Source organism: Phycicoccus endophyticus (assembly GCF_011326735.1).
Classification (GTDB): domain Bacteria; phylum Actinomycetota; class Actinomycetes; order Actinomycetales; family Dermatophilaceae; genus Phycicoccus; species Phycicoccus endophyticus.
Window position 1 is genome coordinate 94,190 of record NZ_JAANCN010000007.1, and the last position, 18,925, is coordinate 113,114.

Genomic DNA, 18,925 nt, shown 5'->3' on the forward strand with positions numbered 1-18,925 from the left:
CAGCCCCAGGGAAGGTGTTCAGTGGAGATCTGGCCCGGTACGGCGTACCCCCTCGGCGCCACCTACGACGGCAGCGGCGTCAACTTCGCCCTGTTCAGCGAGGTGGCCGAGCGGGTCGAGCTGTGCCTCGTCGACGACGACGGCGCCGAGACCCGGCTCGAGCTGCCCGAGACCGACGGGTTCGTCTGGCACGGGTACGTCTACGGGATGCAGCCGGGGCAGCGTTACGGCTACCGCGTCCACGGCCCCTACGACCCGGAGAACGGCCACCGCTGCGACCCGAGCAAGCTCCTCCTCGACCCGTACGCCAAGGCCGTCGAGGGCCAGGTCACCAACGACCAGGCGCTCTTCAGCTACCGGTTCGAGGACCCCACCGAACGCAACACCGAGGACAGCCTGGGCAAGACGATGCTCGGTGTGGTCACCAACCCCTACTTCGACTGGGGCCACGACCGGCCGCCGCGGCACGAGTACCACGAGAGCGTCATCTACGAGGCCCACGTGCGCGGGATGACGATGACCCACCCGGAGATCCCCGAGGACATCCGCGGCACGTACGGGGCGCTGGCCCACCCGGCCATCGTCGAGCACCTCACCGAGCTCGGGGTCACCGCCATCGAGCTGATGCCCGTGCACCAGTTCGTCCAGGACACCTCGCTGCAGGCCAAGGGGCTGTCGAACTACTGGGGCTACAACACCATCGGGTTCCTCGCGCCGCACAACGGCTACGCGAGCGCCGACCGCGGCGAGCAGGTCAGCGAGTTCAAGGCGATGGTCAAGGCCCTCCACGAGGCGAACATCGAGGTCATCCTCGACGTCGTGTACAACCACACGGCCGAGGGCAACGAGCTCGGCCCGACGATCTGCTTCCGGGGCATCGACAACGCCGCGTACTACCGGCTCGTCGACGACGCCAAGGAGCACTACTACGACACGACGGGCACGGGCAACAGCCTGCTCATGCGCAACCCGCACGTCCTCCAGCTCATCATGGACAGCCTGCGGTACTGGGTCACCGAGATGCACGTCGACGGTTTCCGCTTCGACCTCGCGGCGACCCTTGCCCGGCAGTTCCACGAGGTCGACAAGCTCTCCGCCTTCTTCGACCTCATCCAGCAGGACCCGGTGATCTCCCAGGTCAAGCTCATCGCCGAGCCCTGGGACATCGGCGAGGGCGGCTACCAGGTCGGCGGGTTCCCCCCGCTGTGGACCGAGTGGAACGGCAAGTACCGCGACACCGTGCGGGACTTCTGGCGGGGCGAGCCGAGGACGCTCGGGGAGTTCGCCTCCCGGCTCACCGGCAGCAGCGACCTCTACGAGCACAGCGGCCGCAAGCCCATCGCCTCGATCAACTTCGTCACCGCCCACGACGGCTTCACGTTGCGGGACCTGGTCTCCTACAACGAGAAGCACAACGAGGCCAACGGCGAGAACGGCCAGGACGGCGAGTCGCACAACCGCTCGTGGAACTGCGGCGTCGAGGGCCCGACCGACGACCCCGAGGTCAACGCGCTCCGCCAGCGTCAGCAGCGCAACTTCCTCGCGACCCTGCTGCTCAGCCAGGGGGTGCCGATGGTCGCCCACGGTGACGAGATCGGCCGCACCCAGGGCGGCAACAACAACGTGTACTGCCAGGACAACGAGGTCTCCTGGATGGACTGGGACCTCGGCGAGGAGCAGCGCGACCTGTTCGCGTTCACCGCGGCCGTCGCCCGGCTGCGGCACGAGCACCCGGTCTTCCGGCGCCGCCGCTTCTTCGCGGGCAGCGCCGACCACGGCGGCGAGTCCGACATGGGCGACATCGCGTGGCTGCACCCCTCGGGCGAGCCGATGACCGAGGAGGACTGGTCCGACGGCGCGGCCCGGGCGATGACGGTCTTCCTCAACGGCGACGCCATCCCCGGCCCGGATGTGCGGGGCCGGCGGGTCCTCGACGACGACTTCCTCGTCCTGTTCAACGCCGACGGCGACGACCTCGACTTCGTCCTGCCGCCGCAGGAGTGGGGTGCCTCCTGGTGCACCGAGGTCGACACGGCCGCGGCCGCCGTCGAGCCCGAGTGGCACGAGGCCGGCTCGAGCATCCGGGTGACCGGGCGGTCGGTCATCGTCCTGCGCAACCCGCGGGAGACGACCACCCCCGCGGCCGGCGCGGCCGGGGCGACGAGGGTCTGAGGCCGTGGCGCTCCACCGGCCCGGCCCCGCCCGCGTCGTCCCGACGGCGACCTACCGCCTCCAGGTCCACGGCGGCTTCACCTTCGAGGACGCCGCGGCGCAGGTGCCCTACCTCGCCGCGCTCGGCGTCTCGCACGTCTACCTCTCCCCGGTGCTCCAGGCGGCCCCCGGGTCCACGCACGGTTACGACGTCCTCGACCACACCCGCGTCAGCGAGGAGGCCGGCGGCCGGGAGGCCTTCGACCGGCTCGTGGCGGCGTGCCGCGAGCACGACCTCGGCGTGGTCGTCGACGTGGTCCCCAACCACATGGCCGTCCCGTCGCCCGAGCACCTCAACGCGCCGTTCTGGTCACTCCTGCGCGAGGGGACCCGCTCGCCGTACGCGGGCTGGTTCGACGTCGACTGGCTGGCCGAGGACGAGCGCATCCTCATGCCGGTGCTCGGCGGCACCCTCGAGCAGGTCATCGACCGGGGCGAGCTCGTGCTCGCCGACGACGGGGGGCCGAGCGGCAGCGAGCACGTCCTGCGCTACTACGAGCACGAGTTCCCCGTGGCACCCGGGACCGAGCAGCTGCCGCTCGCCGAGGTCGTCGACGCCCAGGCCTACCGGCTCTCGAGCTGGCGCGAGGGCGACGCGCTGAACTACCGGCGCTTCTTCGACGTCACCTCGCTCGTCGCCGTCCGCGTCGAGGATCCCGTCGTCTTCACCGCGACCCACGCCCTGCTCCTCGCACTCCACGGGCACGGCGCGGTCGACGGCTTCCGGATCGACCACCCCGACGGGCTCGCCGACCCCGGGGGCTACCTCGAGCGCCTCGCCGAGGCCACCGGCCGGGCCTGGGTCGTCGTGGAGAAGATCCTCGAAGGGAGCGAGCAGCTGCCCGACGCGTGGCACTGCGCGGGGACGACGGGCTACGACGCGCTGCTGCGCGTCCAGCAGGTCCTCACCCCGAGCGACGACGGTGGCACCCTGGACCGGCTGTGGGCCCAGGCCGCGCCCGACCTGGTCGACCTCGACGCCGTCGTGGCCGAGTCCAAGCGGCTCGTCGTCGACGACGTCCAGGCTGCCGAGGTCGACCGGCTCATGCGCCTCGCGCGCCGCGTCGTCCCGGACGCCGATGCGGCGGCGCTGCGCCGCGCGCTCGAGGCGCTGCTCGTCGCCATGGACCGCTACCGGGCCTACGTCGTGGCCGGCCGGGCGGTCGACCCCGAGCAGGCGGCCGTCGTCGACGACGCGGCCGCCCGAGCGCGGGGGCAGCTCGCCCCGAGCGACCACGACGCCCTCGACCTCGTCGTGCGTCTCGTCCTGGACCGCGAGCTGCCGGAGGCGGCCACCGACAGCGGCCGGGCCGCCGACGAGCTGCGGGTGCGCTTCCAGCAGACCTGCGGGCCGGTCATGGCCAAGGGGATCGAGGACACCGCCTTCTACCGGTGGTTCCGGCTCGCCGGCGCCAACGAGGTGGGCGGCGACCCCCGCACGCTCTCGCTCGACGTGGACGGCTTCCATGCGTGGTGCACGCGGCAGCAGGCCGAGTGGCCCACGTCGATGACCACCCTGACCACCCACGACACGAAGCGCTCGGAGGACACCCGCGCCCGGCTCATGGTCCTCGCCGAGGACGCCCCGGGGTGGGAGCGGTGGCTCGGGCAGGCGCGCGAGCTCGCCGCACCGCACCGCACCCCGAGGGTCGACCTCCCGACCGAGTACCTCGTGTGGCAGACCCTCGTCGGCACCTGGCCGATCAGCGGGGCGCGGCTCGAGGAGTACCTGCTCAAGGCGGTCCGCGAGGCCAAGGTGCACACGGCCTGGGTGGACGGGGACGCGGAGTACGAGGCGGAGATCGTCGCCTTCGCGCGCGCTCTCGGGCGCGACCTCGCGGTGCACGAGCACCTCGACGCGTGGACCGGGCCCCACGAGGCCTCGGTGCGGGCGAACATCCTCGGCCAGAAGCTGCTCCAGCTGACGATGCCCGGGGTCCCCGACGTCTACCAGGGGTGTGAGCTGGGGATGCTCGCGCTCGTCGACCCCGACAACCGTCGCCCGGTCGACTGGGCCGACCGTGCCGAACGGCTGGCCCGGGTCGACGACGACGAGCCGTGCTTCGACCTCGACGACGACAAGATGCGGCTCACCGCCCTGGCGCTGCGGCTGCGGCGCGAGCACCCCGGTGCCTTCGTCGGCGACGGGGCAACGTACACGCCGGTGGGCTGCGAGAGCGGGCACGCGCTCGCCTTCGCCCGGGGCGACGCCGAGGGGCCGCGTGCCGTCAGCGTCGTCACCCGGGCCGCGGGCCGGCTCGCCGAGGCCGGCGGCTTCGGGCCGGCGCGGGTAGCGGTGCCGCCGGGTGAGTGGCACGAGGTGCTCTCCGGCCGGGTGCTCACCGTCGGTGCCGAGGGGCTGGCGCTCGCCGAGCTGCTCGCCGAGCGCCCGGTGGCGCTGCTCGTGCGGCCTGCTCGCCAGGACCCGCCGCCCGCGCCCGACGACGGGGCCGGCGGCCAGCCGACCGGCGCGGCAACCGACGGGGAGACGACCGGCGCGGCGGCCGACGAGCCGGCCGACGACGAGGTGGCGGGGTACCCGTCATGACGACACCGGAGATCCGGGTCTGGGCGCCCTACCCGCAGCGTGTCGACATCGAGTGGTCCCCCGTCCCCGATTCGACCAATAGGTCACGAGAAGCACACCCTCCTGTCGCTGATTCGACCAATAGGTCACGAGAGGCACACTCTCCTGTCGCTGATTCGACCAATAGGTCACGAGAGGCACACCCTCCCGTCGCTGACGTGACCTATTGGTCGAATGGGAGACGGCGGGAGGCGATGGAGGCGGCCGGGGACGGCTGGTGGCGGTGGCCGCTTCCCGAGGGGGTGGCGGCGGTCGACTACGCCTTCGTCCTCGACGGCGAGGAGCCCGCTCTGCCCGACCCGCGCAGCGCCTGGCAGCCCCGCACCGTCCACGGTCCGAGCCGCACGGTCGACACCGGTGCCTTCGCGTGGAGCGACGACGGATGGCGCGGCCCACGCGGCGGTGCCGGTTCGCTCGGCGGCGTCTTCTACGAGCTGCACGTCGGCACGTTCACCCCCGAGGGGACCTTCGAGGCCGCCACCGCGCGGCTGGACCACCTCGTCGAGCTCGGGGTCGACGTCGTCGAGGTCATGCCGGTGGCTGCCTTCCCCACCGACCGCGGCTGGGGGTACGACGGGGTCGCCCTGTACGCCGTCCAGGACTCCTACGGCGGCCCCGCCGCGTTCGCGGCCTTCGTCGATGCCTGCCACGCGCGCGGCCTCGGCGTGTGCCTCGACGTCGTCCACAACCATCTCGGGGCGAGCGGCAACTACCTCGCCCGCTACGGCCCGTACTTCACGCAGGCCCACGAGACGCCCTGGGGCCCCGCGGTCAACCTCGACCACGACGGCTGCGGGGTCGTGCGGCGCTTCCTCCTCGAGAACGCGCTGCGCTGGCTGCGCGACTTCCACGTCGACGCCCTGCGCCTCGACGCCGTCCACGAGCTCAAGGACGACTCCCCGCGGCACTACCTCGCCGAGCTGTCCGACGAGGTCGCGGCCCTGGCGCACGAGCTCGGCCGCACGCTCGACCTCGTCGCCGAGTCCGACCTCAACGACACGATGATGGTGACGCCGACGACGAGTGGCGGCCGGGGGATGACGGCGCAGTGGGACGACGACCTCCACCACGCGCTGCACGTCGCGCTCACGGGGGAGACCCAGGGCTACTACGCCGACTTCGCCGGTGCGCCCGACGGCCCGCAGCAGGGGCCCCTCGCCGTGCTCGCGAAGGTGCTCACCCGGGGCTTCCTCCACGACGGCACGCACTCCTCGTTCCGCGGGCGGGACTGGGGCGCCCCGGTCGACCGCGAGGGCCTCGACGCCCGACGGCTCCTCGGCTACCTCCAGACCCACGACCAGGTCGGCAACCGGGCCACCGGCGAGCGGATCTCCGCCCTCGTCGCCGACCCCGCGCTCCAGGCCGCCGGGGCGGCGCTCTACCTCCTGGCGCCCACGACCCCGATGCTCTTCATGGGCGAGGAGTGGGCCGCCTCGACGCCCTGGCAGTTCTTCACGAGCTTCGCCGAGGACTGGCTCGCCGACGCCGTCCGAGAGGGGAGACGCGCCGAGTTCGGGTCCCACGGCTGGTCGGCCGAGGAGGTGCCCGACCCCCAGGACCCGGCCACCCGCGACCGCTCGGTCCTGCCCTGGTCCGAGCTCGGGGAGCCGGCACACGCCCGGATGCTGCGCTGGTACACCGACCTCGTCGCGCTCCGGCGCCGGCTCGTCGGCACGGGGGCGACCCGCCTGGCCGACGTCGAGGTCGAGGCCGACGAGGCCGCCCGCTGGCTCCTCCTGCGGCACCGGCCGACCGGCGGTCGGCAGTATGCGGTTCTCGTCACCCTCGGTGAGGACGGGGCGAGCGTGCCCCTGGCCGGGGCGGGGATCCCATGGCTCGCCTGGGACGCAGCCGCCGTGGCCGTCACGGACGAGGCCGTCACCCACCGGCGGCGCGGCGTCTCGGTCCATCCCGACGGGCACCCCTGAGCCACAGGTCCCGACCACGGCCGGGCGCCGCAGCCCCGGGGCGGTGAGGCTCAGCCGGGGACGCGGACCATGCCCTCCTGGGCCACGGTCGCCACGAGCGTGCCGTCGGCGGTGAACATCCGCCCCAGGCCCAGACCGCGGCCACTCTGGGCCGAGGGCGACTCCTGCGCGTAGAGCACCCACTCGTCGGCCCGGGCCGGGCGGTGGAACCACATCGCGTGGTCGAGGCTGGCCATCTTCAGGCCGGGCGTCGCCCACGGGACCCCGTGCCGGCGCAGGATCGGCTCGAGCAGGCTGTAGTCCGAGGCGTAGGCGAGGACGGCGTCGTGGACGAGCGGGTCGTCGGGCAGCCGCCCCACGGCGCGCATCCACACCCGCTGTGCGGCCACCGCCTCCTCGGGAGGCCCGGTGAACAGGTTGCCCTCGACGTGGCGCAGCTCGATCGCCCGCCGGGAGATGTGCCGGGCCCGCGGGTCGTCGATGCCGTCGAGCACCTCCCGCAGGGAGCGCACCTCCTGCGGAGGCGGCGCGGCGGGCGGTGCGTCCTGGTGGTCCAGCCCCGCGTCGGGCGCCTGGAAGGAGGCGCTCATCGACAGGATCGGCTTGCCGTGCTGGATGGCGTGCACCCGTCGGGTCGAGAACGAGCGCCCGTCGCGCATCCGCTCGACGCTGAAGGTGATCGGCTGGGTGTCGTCCCCCGGCCGCATGAAGTACGCGTGCAGCGAGTGCAGCCGGCGTGGCGTCTCGCCCACGCCGGTGACGGTGCGCCCCGAGGCGAGGACCCCCTGGGCCAGCACCTGGCCGCCGAAGACGCGCCCGTGCGGCTGGCGCTGGCTGCGGCCCCGGAAGAGGGTGACGTCCTCGGCGAACGTCTCGGGGATGGCGATGTCGAGGTCGCCCTCGCCCGCGCGCGGCTGGACGCTCACCCGGGCCGAACCCAGCTCGTCCAGGTCGAGGGTCTGCAGGAGGTCGGTGAGCGGGTCGGGGTGGGGGTCGGTCACGCGGGCCACGATATCCACCCGGGAGCCGGGGCTCAGGCGATGAGGGCGCCGCCCGGCCGGGAGCGCCGCGCCGGTGCGATGCGACCGCGCTCGGACCGGACCTGCTCGGCGGCCCGGGCGAGGCGCACGACGGCGTCGGCCATCGCCCCGCCCGGCAGCACGTGGGGCAGCCGGAGCCACCGGTCGAGCCCGCCGTCGACGGCGAAGCGCGGCCCGGCGGCCAGGAGCAGGCCGTGGTCCTCGGCCGCCACCGCCAGCCGCGTCGACGGGAGGTCGGCGGGCAGCTGACACCAGAGGGAGAGGCCGCCACGGCCGAGCGTGAACGACACGTCGGGGAGGTGCTCGGCCAGGGCGGCGACGAGCGACGAGCGGGCGCCACGCACATCGGCGCGTCGGCCCTCGGTGATGCCCGGGGCGGCGCGCATCAGCTCCAGGAGGACGAGCTGCTCGAGGACGGGGGGCCCGAGGTTGCTCGAGGCGCGCGACTCGACGAGGTGGGCGACGCGTCCGTTGGGGGCGCGCAGCCAGCCGGTGCGCAGGCCGCCCCAGTGGGACTTCGACGCACTCCCGACGGTGATGGCGCCCGGGGCATGAGCCGCGAAGGGGAGGGGCATCGACCCGCCCTCGAGGTCGATCTCGACGATGGTCTCGTCGATGACCGGGGTCGTGCCGGCGCGGCGCAGGGCGGCCGCGAGGCGCTCCCGGCCCTCGTCGGACAGCAGTGCGGCCGTGGGGTTCTGGAAGTCGGGGACGAGGACGGCGACCCCGGCGGCCGCGGACCGCACGGTGGCCACCGACTCCGCGACGTCCCAGCCCTCGGGGTCCACCGGGAGGGCCACGAGACGGGCGCCGGCCCGGCGCAGGACGTCGAGGGTGTTGGGGTAGCCGGGGTTCTCGACGACGACCCGGTCGCCGTGGCCCACGAGCGCGCTCGTGACGAGGCTGATCCCGGCCAGCGCGCCGGAGGTGACGACGACGTCCTCGGGCCCCGTCGGCAGGCCGCGGGCCGTGTACCGGCCGGCGATCGCCTCGCGCAGCTCGGGCACACCGAGGGCGAGGTAGCCCGCCCCGGTCAGGTAGCGGGGGAGGGCCGCCACCGCCCTCTCGTAGGCCTCGACGACGCCCACGGGTGCGCGGGTGGCCGCGCACGTGAGGTCGATGACGTCCTCGAGGGGCTCCGATCCGAACAGGCTGGAGGTGCCGCGATGCCGTGACCCCTCAGGCAGGGTCACCACCGAGCCGGAACCGCGGCGCGACACCAGGTACCCGCCCTCGCGCAGGAGGTCGTACGCCCGGCTGACGGTCGTCCGGCTCACCCCGAGGGCGGTGGTCAGCTCGCGCTCGCTCGGGAGTCGGCTGCCCAACGGGACGCGCCCGTCGGCGACGGCCACCCGGAGGGCGTCGGCCACCGCCCGGTAGACCGGCCGACTGGCCGACACGTCACCGACGAGACGGGCCGTGCGCTGGGCTCCGACGACGGGCGAGGTGTCGCTCATGAGGGCCACTGTGCCACGATTGGCCCTCGATTCAAGTGCCAATTTCACCGACGATGGATCCCATGACACCGCTCCAGCTCGTGCGCCGCGGGGCCCGCCGCCGCGTCGACCTCGTCCCGATGACACCGGTGCAGCAGCTGCGGGCGGGCCACCTCGTGCGCCGCATCGTCCAGCTGCTCGTCGGGCTGGGGCTGTTCGGCGTGACGATGGCCCTGATGCTCCGGGCCACCCTCGGGCTCGAGCCCTGGGGCGTGCTCACCTACGGCCTGACGCTGCACATCCCGATGTCCTACGGGCAGATGGTCATCGCGAGCAGCTTCGTCGTGCTCCTGCTGTGGATCCCGCTGCGGCAGTGGCCCGGCCTCGGGACCGTCCTCAATGCGGTCGTCATCGGGCTGGCGACCGACGCCACCCTCTCGGTGGTCCCCCCGATCGAGTCGATCGGCTGGCGGGTGGCGACGATGCTCGTCGGCGTCGTCGGGAACGGCATCGCCGGGGCCCTGTACATCGGCAGCCAGCTGGGTCCTGGCCCGCGCGACGGGCTGATGACCGGCCTGCACCGGCGCACCGGCCGCTCGATCCGGCTGGTGCGCTCCTGCCTGGAGGTGGGCGTCGTGCTCCTCGGCTGGTTGCTCGGTGGTGTCGTCGGGGTGGGCACCCTCGTCTACGCGCTGCTCATCGGTCCGGTGGTCCAGGCCTTCCTGCCGCTGCTGACCGTGCGCGTCCGGCCGCCGTCCCGGCCTCAGGAGGGCTCGGCGGCGTCCGGTTCGCGACGCCAGGACCAGACGGCCGCCGCGAGCGCCGCCGAGACGAGGACGAACGAGGTGCCCAGCGCGGTGCGCAGGCCGGTCCCCGGGGCGTCGGTCGAGGACAGCACGAGCTGGTAGGCGGTCATGACGAGGGCCGCGCCGATGGCCGCACCGATCCGCTGGGCGGTCTGTAGCGCACCCCCGGCCGCGCCGCCCATCCGGGGCGGTACCCGCTCCAGGGTGAGGGTGATGTTCGGCGACACCGTCGCCCCGCCCCCGAAGCCCGCGACGAGCAGGGGGAGGACGAGGGCCAGCCACAGCCGGTCGCTGCCGTCGAACATCGGCACGACGACGGCGATGCCGAGCAGGCCGACGAGCATGACCGACAGCGCGAGGACGGTGAGGACCCGTCCGACCCTGCTGACGAGCCGGCCGGCGAGCGGCGCGGCCACCGCCGAGCCGAGAGCGAACGGGGTGAGCAGCAGCCCGGCGTGCAGCGGTGAGAACCCCAGGCCGTCCTGGAGGAAGACACTGAGGACGAGGAAGACCCCGGTGAAGCCCATGAAGTACAGCCCACCGACGGCGATCCCGCTCGCGTAGCCCGGGACGCGGCGCAGGAGACCGATGTCGAGCAGCGGCGAGCCGCCGCTGCGCACCAGGTCCCGCTCACGGCGCACGAACGCCCACGCCAGGGGCGGCACGAGGACCAGCCCGAGCAGGGGGAGGACGGACCCGCGCTCGAGGCTGACGACGGGGTAGAGCAGGGCGACGACGGTCAGCCCCAGCAGGGCCGAGCCCTGCAGGTCGAGGCGTACCTCGCTCTCGTCGTCGGGTCGGCCCGGGACGAGGCGCGCGATGGCGACGAGCAGCACGAGCCCGATCGGCACGTTGACCAGGAAGATCCAGCGCCAGCCCTGCTCGTGGCCGAAGGCGGCGATGAGCAGCCCCCCGAGCACCGGTCCGATCGCCGAGGAGATCGAGACGGTCAGCCCGAAGAGCCCGAACGCCGTCCCCCGCTCGGGTCCGCGGAAGAGCGACTGGATCAGCCCCGAGCTCTGCGGCGTGAGCAGCCCGGCCGCCAGGCCCTGGACGAGCCGGGCGACGACGAGGACGAGGACGTGCGGGGCGAGCCCCGCGGTCGCGCTGGCGAGGACGAACCCGCTCAGGCCGAGGACCATCAGCCGCCGGCGTCCGTAGGTGTCGCCGAGCCGGCCCCCCGTGACGAGGGTCAGCCCGAGCGCGAGGGCGTAGCCGGAGACGACCCACTGGATGGTGCCGGTGGAGGTGTCCAGCCCCTCGCGCATCGAGGGGATGGCGACGTTGACGATGGTGACGTCGAGCAGGACCATGAACCCGACGGCGAGGGTCACCCCGAGCACGCGCCAGCGGTGCGGGTCGGGCCGGTCCTCGCGCGGCTCGGTGCGCTCGGGGGTCTTCTGGGTCACCGCTCCACGCTAGGTGGTCGGCGTCGGCGCAGGTGGCGGAGGGTCCTGGCGAGCCCAGGCCCGCCGAAGGTCGCCGCCCTCGGCGGGTCACGCCGGGCGCCGTGAGCAGGTGACCCCCTTGGTCACAACTTCGTCACGCCGCGGGCCCGAAAGTCCTCGACCCCTTCGGCCGCGGCCGGTCGCCGTGCTAGTTTCCCGCCCACCACGGGTGCGCAGTGCTGCTCATCCGATCGACTCGTACCATCCTTCGGAGGGCAGATGAACCGCACCACCCGCGTTTGGCGCGCCGGGGCCGTCGTGCTCGCGGCCGGCCTGGCACTGACCGCCTGCGGCAGCGACGACTCCAGCGGTGACGGCAGCAGCAGCGGCGGCGACTGCACCGAGCAGAACCTCGCCTTCCTCGGTGCCCTCACCGGCGACGCGGGCGCGCTCGGCGTCAACATGGCCAACGGCATCCAGCTGGCCGTCGACGAGTACAACGAGGACGCGGAGTGCGAGGTCGGCCTGAAGAAGTTCGACTCCCAGGGCAGCCCCGACAAGGCGCCCGCGCTCGCCACCGAGATCGTCGGCGACGACACGATCATCGGGCTCGTCGGCCCCGGCTTCTCCGGTGAGTCCCTGGCCACCGGCAAGACCTTCTTCGAGGCCGGCCTGCCCTCGATCTCCCCGTCGGCGACGAACGTCACGATCACCGAGCAGGGCTGGACCACCTGGCACCGCGTCATCGGCAACGACAACGCCCAGGGCGCGGCGGACGCGAAGTACCTCACCGACACCGTCGGCGCCTCCAAGGTCTACGTCATCGACGACGCCCAGGACTACTCCAAGGGCCTGGCCACGGTCGTCAAGGACACCCTCGGCGACACCGCCGTCGGCTACGACGAGATCCAGGTGGGCCAGACCGACATGTCCGCGACGGTCACCAAGGTCACCGCCGCCAAGTCCGACGCCGTCTTCTACGGCGGGTACTACACCGAGGCCGGCCTGCTCGTGAAGCAGCTGCGCCAGGCGGGCTGGAGGGGCACCTTCATGTCCGGTGACGGCGCCGAGGACCCGGCGTTCGTCAAGGTCGCCGGCCAGGCCGGCAACGGGGCGGTGCTCTCGGCCCCGGCAGCCCCGGCGCCCGAGGACTTCGCCGCCAAGGTCAAGGACGACACCGGCAGCGAGGCGGGCCTGTACACGACCCAGTCCTACGACGCGGCCAACATCTTCCTCGAGGCGCTCAAGGCGGGCAACACCGAGCCGAAGGACATCAACGACTTCATCGGCTCCTACAGCGGTGACGGCGTGAGCGGCCCGATCTCGTTCGACGACAAGGGCGACATCGAGACCTCGACGATCTACGCCTACATGGTCAAGGACGGCGAGCTCGACACGGAGAACCCGACCGCCATCGAGTGACCGGCCGGCTCCGAACCGTCAACCGTCGACCCGCGGCCGGGGGCCACGAAGCCCCCGGCCGCGGTCGCTGCCCGAGTAGGGGAGTGCGGTGAACTTCTCGTTCCTCGTCAACCACATCGTCGAGCTGAGCATCACGGGCCTGGCCCTCGGGGCGATCTACGCCCTCATCGCCCTCGGCTACACGATGGTCTACGGCGTGCTGCAGCTGATCAACTTCGCGCACTCCGAGGTGTTCATGTACGGCACGTTCGCCGTGGCGTGGGTGTTCGTCTTCGTCCACGGCACGACCTCGGTCAACCAGACCCTCGGTGGCACCGCCGGCCTGCTCCTGCTCTCCCTGCTGGCCGCGATGGCGATGTCTGCCGCGATCGCGATGCTGCTCGAGCGGGTCGCCTACCGGCCGCTGCTCAAGCGCAAGGCGCCCCGGCTCATGGCGCTCATCTCGGCGATCGGTGCCTCGTTCGCCCTCTCGGAGCTCATGGGGCTGCGCGACCGGGTCGTCGGCTGGGTCGGGCTGCGCGACGACCTGGACAACTACGTGTCCAAGGCCCGCGACGTCTACACCAACCCGGTCACCATCCAGCCCCAGACCGTCTTCACGGTCGGCGGGTACGGGGTCAAGGACGTCGACATCATGGTCATCGTCGCCTCGCTGCTCATGATGGTCGCCCTCGACCAGTTCGTGCGGCGCACCCGCTTCGGGCGGGGCATCCGGGCGGTCGCCCAGGACCCCGAGTCCGCCGCCCTCATGGGCGTCAACGCGACCCGGGTCATCCGCGGCACGTTCATCCTCGGCGGGATAATGGCCGGCGCGGCGGCCACCCTGTACATGGTCAAGATCGGCTCCACCCGGCAGAACGCCGGGTTCATCTTCGGCGTCAAGGCCTTCACCGCCGCCGTCCTCGGCGGCATCGGCAACCTCCGGGGCGCCCTCCTCGGCGGGCTCGTCCTCGGGGTCGCGGAGAACTACGGCGCGGCGATCTTCGGCACCCAGTGGAAGGACGTCGTCGCGTTCGTCCTGCTCATCCTCATCCTCCTCGTGCGACCCTCCGGCATCCTCGGCGAGTCGCTCGGAAAGGCGCGTGCGTGATGGGAGTCGTCCGCGAGAACCTCGACCGCGTGGCCCGCCGCTACCGCGCGCTCCCGGGCCCGGCCCGGGTGGCGCTCGTCGTCCTGCTCGTGGTCCTGGTCTACCTCCTGCCGCTGCTGCGGCCGCCGATCATCACGACGAACCAGATCGACTTCGGCGGCGTCATGTTCGCCATCGCGGCCTTCGCGCTCGTCGCGGTCGGGCTCAACGTCGTCATCGGCTACGCCGGGCTGCTCGACCTCGGCTACGTCGGGTTCTACGCCGTCGGGGCCTACACGACGGGCGTGCTCACCTCCTACCACGCGCACTGGGCCTTCTTCCTCGCGCTGCCGGTGGCCATCGCGGTCACCATGGTCACCGGTGTCCTGCTCGGCTGGCCCACGCTCCGGGTGCGCGGGGACTACCTGGCGATCGTCACCCTCGGGTTCGGCGAGATCATCCGGATCGCCGTGACCAACGTCGAGTGGGTCGGCGCGGCGCGCGGCATCAAGGACATCCCGCACCCGCCGAACATCGGCCCGGACCCCGAGCCGCCGTTCGGCGACGGGGGGCTGTTCACCATCCCCAGCCTCCAGTGGGACGGCATCGTCCCCTCGCTGGACTCGGGGCGCGAGACGACCTTCCTCGTCTTCGGCGCGGTGAGCGCGGTGCCGTACTACTGGCTGGTCCTCAGCTTCCTCATCCTCATCCTCTTCGCCGACCGGCTGATCAAGGACAGCCGGGTCGGGCGGGCGTGGGAGGCCACCCGCGAGGACGAGGACGCCGCCGAGCACATGGGCGTGCCGACCTTCAAGTTCAAGCTGCTCGCCTTCGCGCTCGGGGCGGCCGTCGGCGGCCTGTCCGGGTCGCTCTACGCGAGCAGCCAGAGCGGCTACATCAACCCCCAGAGCTTCCCGCTGCTGCTCTCGATCCTCTTCGTCGCCGCGGTCATCGTCGGCGGCGCCGGCAACCGATGGGGTGCCATCATCGGTGGCACCCTCGTCGCCTACCTGCCCGAGCGGTTCCGCGAGTTCGCCGACTTCCGCCTCCTCGTCTTCGGCCTGGCGCTGATGATCCTGCCGGTCTACCGCTCCCAGGGGTTGTTGCCGCCACGCCGCACCATCCGGGCGCGCGCCGCGGCCGAGGAGATCGAGCACCTCGAGGGCCGCGACGAGGCACCCACGGAGGTGGTCTGAGATGAGCGAGCGAACCCGCGTCCTCGAGCTCGACGACGTCACGCTGCGCTTCGGCGGGCTCACGGCGCTGGACTCGGTCTCCTTCCACATCGACGAGGGCGAGATCCTCGGCATGATCGGCCCCAACGGCGCCGGGAAGACGACCGCCTTCAACGCCATCACCGGGGTCTACCAGGTGACCTCGGGCGAGGTGCGGTTCGCCGGCCGGTCGCTCGCCGGGCTCAAGCGGCACGCCATCACCAAGCTCGGCATCGCACGCACCTTCCAGAACATCCGGCTGTTCGGCTCGATGACCGCGCTGGAGAACGTGCTCGTCGGGGCGGACGCCAACCACTCCACCGGCGTGCTCTCCGCGCTCTTCCGCACCGCGAAGCACCGCCGGGAGGAGGACGACGGCCACGAGCGGGGGATGGAGCTGCTCGAGTTCATGGGCCTGGCCTCCCGGGCCGACGAGCTGGCCGCCAACCTCTCCTACGGCGACCAGCGACGGCTGGAGATTGCGCGGGCGATGGCCACCGGGCCGAAGCTGCTCTGCCTCGACGAGCCGGCGGCCGGTTTCAACCCGCAGGAGAAGGCCCAGCTCATGGAGCTCATCCGCCGGGTGCGCGACCGCGGGTTCACCGTCCTGCTCATCGAGCACGACATGCGCCTCGTCATGGGCGTCACCGACCGGATCGTCGTCCTGGAGTTCGGCAAGAAGATCGCCGAGGGCACGCCGGCGGAGATCCGCGACAACCCGGCGGTCATCGCCGCCTACCTGGGAGTGGATGAGGATGCTTCTTGAGGTCGAGGATCTCTGCGTCAACTACGGGCACATCGAGGCGATCCGGCACATCTCCTTCTCCGTCGAGGAGGGGCAGGTCGTCTCGCTCATTGGGGCCAACGGCGCCGGCAAGACGACGACCCTGAAGACCATCTCGGGGCTGCGCACCGTCCGCGAGGGGCGCGTGGTCTTCGAGGGGCGGGACATCACCAAGGTCCCCGCCTACGAGCGGGTGGCGCTGCGGCTCAGCCAGGCTCCCGAGGGCCGGGGCGTCTTCGTCGGCATGTCGGTGCGCGAGAACCTCGACATGGGGGCCTACGTGCGCACCGACCGGAAGACCTCGGCCTACCGCGAGGACCTCGAGCGGGTCTTCTCCCTTTTCCCGCGGCTCGCCGAGCGGGAGAAGCAGGTCGCCGGGACGATGTCGGGGGGTGAGCAGCAGATGCTCGCCATCGGGCGGGCGCTCATGGCCCGGCCCCGCCTGCTGCTGCTCGACGAGCCGTCGATGGGGCTGGCCCCCAAGCTGATCCAGCAGATCTTCGCGATCATCAAGGAGATCAACGAGCAGGGCACCACCGTCCTGGTCGTGGAGCAGAACGCCGCCCAGGCACTCAAGCTGGCCGACCGCGCCCACATCCTCGAGACCGGCGAGATCGTGCGCTCGGGGACCGGCGCCGAGCTCGCCGGGGACGAGGCGGTCAAGGCGGCCTATCTCGGCGGCGACGTCTGAGCGGCCGGCTCAGCCGTCGACGGCCAGGGCGAACGGCAGCACGGCCGCGGCGCCGGCGCGGCGGAGGGCCCGGCCCGCGACGGTGAGCGTCCAGCGCGAGGAGACGACGTCGTCGACGAGGAGGACCGGGCCCGGGCATCCCGCCAGCTCGGCCGCGAGGCCCGGGCCGACGACGAGGCGCTCCCACACGCCGGCCAGCCGGAAGGCACTGTTGCCGCCCATCTCGCCGGTGGGGCCGCCGTGGGCGAGGTCGAGGGTGCCGAGCAGGCGCAGCCGGCCGATCTCCGCGAGGCCCGCGGCGAGGGACTCGACGAGCTGCGGGCGGGTGCGTGAGGCGACGGCGACCACGCCCACCGGCCGCTCGGCCCACCCCCAGCCGGCCAGCACCGGCACGCAGGCGCGCAGCAGCTCGGGGCTGGCCGGAGCATCCTCGCGCAGCACCTCGCGCAGCCGCTGCCCCCAGCCGAGGTCGGAGAGCCGGGCCAGAGCCCGCCCGGCCAGCACCTGCTCCTCGGCGGGGATGCGGCCCTTGACCGGGACGCCGACGCGGTCCATCCCCGTCGGCCACTGGGCCCGCGGGTCGACGTCGACACCGACCCGGGCCAGGCGCTCGCGCGCGGCCCCGATGACGCGGTCCGGGACGTCGGTCGGGTACCAGGGGCCGGCGCACCCGTCGCAGCGGCCGCACGGCGCGGCCGTCGGGTCGTCGAGGCATGCCTGGAGGAAGGCCATCCGGCAGTCGTCGGCCCGTTCGTAGTCGACCATGAGCTGCTGCTCGTCGCGCCGTGCGGCCGCGACCCGCTCGTAGCGCTGCGCGTCGTACTCCCACGGCACCCCGGTGGCCACCCACCCTCCGGGGACCCGCTGGACGGCACCGTCGACGTCGAGCACCTTCAGGAGCAGCTCGAGCCGGGTCCGGCGGACGTCGACGGTGGTCTCGAGGGCGGCCGTCGACAGGGGTCGCCCGGCCTCGGCGAGGGCGCGCAGCACCGCCTGAGCCTGCTCCTCGCGCGGCATCGAGACGCTCGCGAAGTACCGCCAGATGTCGCGGTCCTCGGGCCCGGGCAGGAGGAGGACGTCGGCCCGCTCGGTGGCGCGCCCCGCGCGGCCCACCTGCTGGTAGTAGGCCACCGGGCTGCTCGGGGCGCCGAGGTGGACGACGAAGCCGAGGTCGGGCTTGTCGAAGCCCATACCCAACGCGGACGTGGCGACGAGCGCCTTGACCTCGTTGTGCCGCAGCGCGTTCTCGAGGCGTTCCCGGTCGGCGGGGTCGGTGCGGCCGGTGTAGGCGGCGACCGGGTGGCCCGCGTCGGCAAGGCTCGCCGCGACGTCCTCGGCGGCCGAGACGGTGAGGGTGTAGACGATCCCCGATCCCGGCAGCTCGCCGAGGTGGGCGAGCAGCCAGCCGAGGCGCTGCTCGGGCGACATCGACGGCAGGACGCCGAGCCGGAGGCTGTCGCGCGCGAGGCCGCCCCGGACGGTGGTCACCGGGCGGCCACCGGCGCCCAGCTGCTCCTCGACGTCGTGGACGACCCGGGCGTTGGCGGTGGCCGTCGTCGCGAGGACCGGTACGTCGGCCGGCAGGCCCGCGAGCAGGTCGCGGATGCGCCGGTAGTCGGGGCGGAAGTCGTGGCCCCAGTCGCTGACGCAGTGCGCCTCGTCGACGACGAGCAGCCCGCAGCGACGGGCGAGGTCGGGCAGCTGCTCGTCGCGGAAGCGCGGGTTGTTCAGCCGCTCGGGGCTGACGAGGAGGACGTCGACGGCGTCCTCGGCGAGGGCGGTGCGCACCTCGTCCCAGTCCTGGGCGTTGGCCGAGTTCATCGTCACTGCCCGGATGCCGGCCCGCTCGGCGGCCGCGACCTGGTCGCGCATCAGGGCCAGGAGCGGGCTGATGATGACGGTCGGCCCGGCGCCCTCGGCCCGGCGCAGTGCGGTGGCGACGAAGTAGACCGCGGACTTGCCCCACCCGGTGCGCTGCACGACGAGCACGCGGGCGCGGCCCTCGACGAGCGCTGCCACCGCCTCGAGCTGGCCGTCACGGAAGTCGGCGTCCTGCCGGCCGACGAGCCGGCGCAGCGCCTCGCGGGCGCGCTCGGCGGTCACCGGGGCGGGAGGAGCGGGGGCATCCGGGGGAGTCGTCATCGTGGTCCCCACCGTACGCACGCCACCCGACACCCCGCCGCCCGCCGGCCCCGGAAGACCTCTCCGACTCCTGCGCCCCTCGCTCACCCGAGGCGACATCGTCGATCCGAGGCGCTGTAGCGGCATGGACCAGCGAGATGCGCGCGGTCGGCCGAAGGAGCCAGGGGAGGGAGAGGTCTTCCGGCGGGGCGTGCGGGTGAAGCCGGC

The 18,925-nt window shown here is 73.0% G+C and carries 12 protein-coding genes and 1 pseudogene; 9 read left to right on the top strand and 4 right to left on the bottom strand.

The window, feature by feature from the left end; translation table 11 throughout:
- Positions 1-21: 21 nt before the first annotated feature.
- The 3 genes from glgX (at position 22) to treZ (ending at position 6,726) form a co-directional block, all read left to right on the top strand.
- On the top strand, positions 22-2,172 hold the full coding sequence (gene glgX, locus G8D98_RS09525; RefSeq protein ID WP_166102208.1) for a glycogen debranching protein GlgX: 2,151 nt from the start codon (positions 22-24) through the stop codon (positions 2,170-2,172).
- A 4-nt stretch (positions 2,173-2,176) separates the two neighbouring features.
- Positions 2,177-4,759 carry a malto-oligosyltrehalose synthase gene (gene treY, locus G8D98_RS09530; RefSeq protein WP_166102210.1) on the top strand — a complete coding sequence of 861 codons (2,583 nt, stop codon included), beginning with the start codon at positions 2,177-2,179 and terminating at the stop codon, positions 4,757-4,759.
- A 233-nt stretch (positions 4,760-4,992) separates the two neighbouring features.
- On the top strand, positions 4,993-6,726 hold the full coding sequence (gene treZ, locus G8D98_RS09535) for a malto-oligosyltrehalose trehalohydrolase (protein WP_338089126.1): 1,734 nt from the start codon (positions 4,993-4,995) through the stop codon (positions 6,724-6,726).
- 50 nt (positions 6,727-6,776) lie between these two features.
- Here treZ and G8D98_RS09540 read toward each other — a convergent pair whose 3' ends face one another.
- Both G8D98_RS09540 and yczR read right to left on the bottom strand, forming a co-directional pair.
- Positions 6,777-7,727: an acyl-CoA thioesterase gene (locus G8D98_RS09540; protein WP_166102242.1), complete on the bottom strand. Its 951-nt coding sequence runs from the start codon at positions 7,725-7,727 to the stop codon at positions 6,777-6,779.
- A 32-nt stretch (positions 7,728-7,759) separates the two neighbouring features.
- Complete coding sequence (yczR, locus tag G8D98_RS09545; protein WP_166102244.1) at positions 7,760-9,223, bottom strand: MocR-like transcription factor YczR; 1,464 nt, start codon at positions 9,221-9,223, stop codon at positions 7,760-7,762.
- A 62-nt stretch (positions 9,224-9,285) separates the two neighbouring features.
- On the opposite strand from yczR, the gene yczE reads away from it, so the two are divergent.
- Entirely contained in the window at positions 9,286-10,110 is an 825-nt protein-coding gene (yczE, locus tag G8D98_RS15490) for a membrane protein YczE (RefSeq protein WP_308788810.1), read from the top strand.
- A gap of 29 nt (positions 10,111-10,139) precedes the next feature.
- Here yczE and G8D98_RS09555 read toward each other — a convergent pair.
- Positions 10,140-11,321, bottom strand: a pseudogene (locus G8D98_RS09555) (MFS transporter); the annotation flags it as partial.
- Between the two features lie 354 nt (positions 11,322-11,675).
- Here G8D98_RS09555 and G8D98_RS09560 point away from each other — a divergent pair.
- The 5 genes from G8D98_RS09560 (at position 11,676) to G8D98_RS09580 (ending at position 16,576) form a co-directional block, all read left to right on the top strand.
- Entirely contained in the window at positions 11,676-12,818 is a 1,143-nt protein-coding gene (locus G8D98_RS09560) for a branched-chain amino acid ABC transporter substrate-binding protein (protein ID WP_166102247.1), read from the top strand.
- An 88-nt stretch (positions 12,819-12,906) separates the two neighbouring features.
- Positions 12,907-13,908, top strand: coding sequence for a branched-chain amino acid ABC transporter permease (locus G8D98_RS09565; protein ID WP_166102250.1), 1,002 nt, complete (start codon positions 12,907-12,909; stop codon positions 13,906-13,908).
- Entirely contained in the window at positions 13,908-15,083 is a 1,176-nt protein-coding gene (locus G8D98_RS09570) for a branched-chain amino acid ABC transporter permease (RefSeq protein ID WP_166102252.1), read from the top strand. The genes G8D98_RS09565 and G8D98_RS09570 overlap by 1 nt, the downstream gene beginning before the upstream one ends.
- Position 15,084: 1 nt before the next feature.
- Positions 15,085-15,867, top strand: a complete 783-nt coding sequence (locus tag G8D98_RS09575) for an ABC transporter ATP-binding protein (protein WP_166102255.1) — start codon at positions 15,085-15,087, stop codon at positions 15,865-15,867.
- Complete coding sequence (locus G8D98_RS09580) at positions 15,857-16,576, top strand: ABC transporter ATP-binding protein (RefSeq protein ID WP_166102464.1); 720 nt, start codon at positions 15,857-15,859, stop codon at positions 16,574-16,576. The genes G8D98_RS09575 and G8D98_RS09580 overlap by 11 nt, the downstream gene beginning before the upstream one ends.
- Positions 16,577-16,585: 9 nt before the next feature.
- Here the strand turns inward: G8D98_RS09580 and G8D98_RS09585 are convergent, their stop codons facing one another.
- Positions 16,586-18,718 carry a RecQ family ATP-dependent DNA helicase gene (locus G8D98_RS09585; protein WP_166102258.1) on the bottom strand — a complete coding sequence of 711 codons (2,133 nt, stop codon included), beginning with the start codon at positions 18,716-18,718 and terminating at the stop codon, positions 16,586-16,588.
- Positions 18,719-18,925: the final 207 nt, after the last annotated feature.